This is a genomic window from Ornithinibacillus halophilus, from assembly GCF_900129485.1.
GTDB lineage: Bacteria > Bacillota > Bacilli > Bacillales > Amphibacillaceae > Ornithinibacillus > Ornithinibacillus halophilus.
On the sequence record NZ_FQVW01000091.1, the window covers coordinates 1 to 4,442 of the forward strand.

Genomic DNA, 4,442 nt, shown 5'->3' on the forward strand with positions numbered 1-4,442 from the left:
CCACCACCACATGCAGCAAGCACCAATATTAAACCTAAAAATAGTGTAACTAATAAACTTTTCTTCATTGTAAATCCCTCCTAAGGTTTTTACCATTATTATCCTTACAATAGTAATTATAGTATAAAACCTACTGTTATTTTCATCTCAGATGAGACGATACGTTGAACATTCTATTGCAGATTTGTGAACAACGTAACAAAAGGGAATTATTTGATTATTTAAAGGTTAATAGGTACGTAAAATAGCCCAAGATAAATAAACGTGACAATTAACAATATGGTGTATGGGTATTTGAAAAAGGAAAAAAGTGTTTTAGTGGCTTGCTTTTGAATTAAGGTTTCGGCTGTATAATGTGTCAAAATCAATAGCATGGTTACAAAGAGTGATATGAGCTTAATGGAAACATCAATATTTGACATGGCAACCATTTCCCCAAACATCGCTCCCATCATCCCCCCCATAAGACCTGATAACATTCCGTCAATCACCGCTAGTATTCCAGATGGTGTTCCAGCTATAAAACCGAAGACCAATCCAATTAGGATTCCATATATAGTTGAACTCAATAAATCTCCATGAAAGTATACGCCAAGTATAGTTCCAAATAATATTCCTGATGTCATTCCAACTGACATAGAAACAATCATTCCATTCATGACTGTTAACCAATTTCGATAATGGGTGATAAAGAGAATAATAACTGTTAATTGTAGTAAACATAGAATAATAATTACTAATAAAGGTAAGGGCATTTGAAACACTCCAATCAAGTTTGTCCACTAATAAATGTATTCACTCCACATGGTGATAGACCATTATATTTTGTTTGCGACTATTAAAAACAAGCCGTTTTATGATATTTTATTTATATACATGTTTGACTATGGAAAGGACGTTCTAAATGAAAAAAACAAAAGTTGGAATTATTTTTGGTGGGAAATCAGCAGAACATGAAGTTTCTCTTCAATCTGCTAAAAACATTGTAGAGGCTATTGACAAAGAGAAATTTGAGGTAGTTCTTATTGGTATAGATAAAAATGGGAAATGGCATGTGAATGATGAATCGTCCTATTTAATTAATGCAGAGAATCCTAAATTAATACAATTAAATAAATCGAATGAAAGTGTTGCTGTTGTTCCTGGTTCTACAGAACATCAACTAATACATGCAAAAAATGCTGCAACATTAGAACAATTGGATGTAGTATTTCCTATCGTACACGGAACACTAGGAGAAGATGGAAGTCTACAAGGAATGCTTCGAATAGCAAACCTTCCTTTTGTTGGACCTAGTGTTTTGGGATCAGCTGTTTGTATGGATAAAGATATTGCCAAAAAATTATTAAGTGCAGCAGGTATTAATGTTGCAAAAGGGCTAAGTTATACAAAGGTTAAACGACAAGAAATAAACTACGATGAAGCTGTTAAACAGTTAGGTACTCCTATGTTTATTAAACCAGCTAATCAAGGATCTTCTGTTGGTGTGAGTAAGGTATCGACGAAAGAGGAATTTGATAAAGCTATTGATGCTGCGTTTCAATTTGATAATAAACTAGTGATCGAAGAGACATTAATAGGAAGAGAAATAGAGTGTTCTGTGCTAGGTAATGACGACCCAATTGCTTCTATACCAGGTGAAATACTCCCACAAACAGAATTCTATTCGTACGAGTCAAAATATATTGATGAAAAAGGAGCCGATTTAGCAATCCCAGCTGAATTAACAAAGGAGCAAACAGAGAAGGTAAAAGAAGCAGCAGTAAAGGCTTTTGAAACATTACAATGTGAAGGATTAGCACGAGTAGACTTTTTCCTTACAGATCAAGGAGAACTTTATGTGAATGAGGTCAATACTTTACCAGGATTTACTAAGATAAGTATGTATCCAAAGCTTTGGGAAATTAGTGGTATACCATATAAAGACCTTATCACTAAGTTGATTGAATTAGCAATCGAACGTCACGACCGTGATAATCAATTAAAAAGTACCGTTTGGGAATAATAATAAAAGGTTTTCTCTATCGATGAGAAAACCTTTTTAATTGAGATTATTTAAATCTAGAGAATTTGCTTATTGCAGAGAAACGCTCTTTTTTAATGGGCTCCTGATCAAAATAACCTAGATGAAGAAATCCTACAATCTTCTCGTTATCATCTAGGTTAAGAATTTGATGGACTTCAGGATTATAAATATGAGGGTTTGTTTTCCAAACTACCCCTAATTTTTGTTCCCAAGCTAGTAACCAGAAGTTCTGAATCATGCTAGCCGTAGCGCCAAAGTTTTCATCATATTGTTTTTCGTTTTCCCCTTTTTCCATGGCGATAACAAGAATAGCATTTGGTTCATTTAAATAATCTTCTCGATTTTGTTGTTTTTGCTCAGGATAAGTGGAAGCAACCTGTTTAGCGAAATTTGGTAAGTTTTCATTATCAATAAAGATGAAACGCCATGGTTGACGCATTCCGTGTGTTGGTGCCCAGATTGCATCTTCTAGTAGTTCACATACCGTTTCCTCTGTGACTTCTTTATTATTATATCCTTTTTTAATCGAACGACGTTCACGGATTACCGTTGCCAATTGTGATTGTTGTTGGATGTTTTCCATATATAAATCTGCCCCTTTATATGATTGATAATCATTATCAATTAATTGTAGATGATTCATATAAGAAAAGCAACTACTTGGTGTGATATAAATCACGTTGTTCGATTGAATGTTGGCTTATACTTGTTCTATATTAGAAGATACTAATGGAAAAAGGGTGATCATCATGCAAGGAGCAAGAAAAGAAGGGAACAAAGCGATTATCGATGTTCGTGAACGAATTTTAAATGGAGAACATCCAAGAAACGAGATTTTTGATTATGTTAAGGAAGCTCCTGTAGGTACAATATTTGAAATCCATTTACCACGTCGTGGACAACCGATCATTACTGGACTAGAAAGCTTTGGTATGAATGTTATTGTAGATGACATGGGACCAGGACATTTTCGCTTAACTTCAGTGAAATTAGCTGAAATTAATGCAAGTCAGACAGCAGAATCATCAAATACAAAGTGTTAAATTTACAAAGCAGTTACGGGGAATTCCTGTAGCTGCTTTACTGATATTATCAAATTATTTTCATGAAATGTGAGCATTATCACAACATTGCCCCCTAGTAATAGGTGTATTATAGAGATAGAGCTACTATAAAAGGGGGAGTTCTAGTGACTTTTTATGAATTATTATTGTTTGTTCATATATTCTCTGCAATCCTAGGTATGGGACCGGGTTTTGTTATGATATTTGTTGTTAAAAAAGCAACTACAATGACAGAATTAAGACACGCATATGCAATCAGAAATCAGCTGCATATTTTTGTAATGATTGGTGGTACATTGTTGCTGATTACTGGGCTAATCATGGGATTTTTAAACCCAGCTCTATTCAAACAGGGTTGGTATATTTTAAGTTTAACGTTATATTTAATAGCATTAGCATTTGGTCCAATCCTATTATCACCAAAATCTAAACCAATTAAAGCATTATTAAAAGAACATAAAGGTGAAGATATTCCAAAAGAATATACGTTATTGGCTAATAAGTTGTTCTTTGTAGAAAGATTAGAGAATACTATTTTTCTAATTGTGATTGCTCTAATGATTCTTAAGCCATTTTAAAAATACAAGGGGACTTTCCTTGTATTTTTTGCTATTTTTAAAGAATATTCTCAGTGAAAGATATTAACTATATGTTATATTTCTATGCTAATATAAACCTATTAGACATATATAGGTGCCGAGGAGGAATAGCATGAAAAAGTGGACAGGTAATGTAAATATAGACGTTCCAATCGATGAAGTATGGAAGTATCTTGATGGGTCATTAGAAGATATGCAAAAAATAATGCCAAACGTTGTTGAAAATACACTGGTAAAAGAAACGGAAGATGGCGTCGGGACTGTTTATAGGCAAAAGTTTAAAGAAGGTAAGCGAGTACAGGAGTATGACGTAAAGACGCTTGAGTATGAAAATGGGGAAGAAGAGAAGAAATTAAAGGTAGCCTTTAATCTAGCTAATATGTTTAACATTACAACCACATATGAGCTTCAAGTACTAGAGGAAAACAAAACTTACTTCCGTTATACAACATCGAATGAGCCTTTAAAGTGGATTGCTAAGGTTTTAATGAAACTTGGTGGTGGAGATAAAGTTGTTGTTCAATTTGTAAATCGTGTGAAGCAAGTGGCAGAAGAAAATTATAATCCCGGACAATGAGGCTAATATACGATCGATCTAGATAATCTGGTTTAATTGAAGGATGACGGAGCATTTCTATTAAATCTATCATTTACAGTAAAGAGGCTGGGACAAAAGTATTCTAATAAAGCACAAACCCGAACAATGTTATGTTTGGTAAAAATCATCGCTACGGAAATATACTTCGCTTTCCG

The 4,442-nt window shown here is 33.7% G+C and carries 6 protein-coding genes; 4 read left to right on the forward strand and 2 right to left on the reverse strand.

The genetic code is table 11. The annotated features are described in order from the left end of the window. Window positions 1–221 precede the first annotated feature (221 nt). Window positions 222–755: a hypothetical protein gene (locus BUB12_RS17185; RefSeq protein WP_072892139.1), complete on the reverse strand. Its 534-nt coding sequence runs from the start codon at window positions 753–755 to the stop codon at window positions 222–224. Window positions 756–904: 149 nt separating this feature from the next. On the opposite strand from BUB12_RS17185, the gene ddlA reads away from it, so the two are divergent. Further along, a complete protein-coding gene (gene ddlA, locus BUB12_RS17190; RefSeq protein WP_072892140.1) occupies window positions 905–2,005 on the forward strand; it encodes a D-alanine--D-alanine ligase in 1,101 nt (366 codons plus the stop codon). 46 nt (window positions 2,006–2,051) lie between these two features. On the opposite strand, the gene BUB12_RS17195 is transcribed toward ddlA, so the two are convergent. Next, window positions 2,052–2,609 carry a nitroreductase family protein gene (locus BUB12_RS17195; RefSeq protein WP_072892144.1) on the reverse strand — a complete coding sequence of 186 codons (558 nt, stop codon included), beginning with the start codon at window positions 2,607–2,609 and terminating at the stop codon, window positions 2,052–2,054. A gap of 166 nt (window positions 2,610–2,775) precedes the next feature. Between BUB12_RS17195 and BUB12_RS17200 the strand changes: the two genes are divergently transcribed. The 3 genes from BUB12_RS17200 to BUB12_RS17210 all read left to right on the forward strand — a co-directional run bounded on the left by BUB12_RS17200 (window position 2,776) and on the right by BUB12_RS17210 (window position 4,266). Beyond that, window positions 2,776–3,069, forward strand: coding sequence for an amino acid decarboxylase (locus BUB12_RS17200; protein WP_072892141.1), 294 nt, complete (start codon window positions 2,776–2,778; stop codon window positions 3,067–3,069). Window positions 3,070–3,215: 146 nt separating this feature from the next. Beyond that, window positions 3,216–3,668, forward strand: coding sequence for a DUF2269 family protein (locus tag BUB12_RS17205; RefSeq protein WP_072892142.1), 453 nt, complete (start codon window positions 3,216–3,218; stop codon window positions 3,666–3,668). A gap of 133 nt (window positions 3,669–3,801) precedes the next feature. Continuing rightward, the gene (locus tag BUB12_RS17210) at window positions 3,802–4,266 is read left to right on the forward strand and encodes an SRPBCC family protein (protein ID WP_072892143.1); all 465 of its coding nucleotides are present in this window, start codon (window positions 3,802–3,804) and stop codon (window positions 4,264–4,266) included. Window positions 4,267–4,442 lie beyond the last annotated feature (176 nt).

Coding starts and splice junctions, on each gene's coding strand:
- BUB12_RS17200 (WP_072892141.1), top strand. CDS start 2,776: ATGCAAGGAGCAAGAAAAGAAGGGAACAAAGCGATTATCGATGTTCGT.
- ddlA (WP_072892140.1), top strand. CDS start 905: ATGAAAAAAACAAAAGTTGGAATTATTTTTGGTGGGAAATCAGCAGAA.
- BUB12_RS17185 (WP_072892139.1), bottom strand. CDS start 755: ATGCCCTTACCTTTATTAGTAATTATTATTCTATGTTTACTACAATTA.
- BUB12_RS17195 (WP_072892144.1), bottom strand. CDS start 2,609: ATGGAAAACATCCAACAACAATCACAATTGGCAACGGTAATCCGTGAA.
- BUB12_RS17210 (WP_072892143.1), top strand. CDS start 3,802: ATGAAAAAGTGGACAGGTAATGTAAATATAGACGTTCCAATCGATGAA.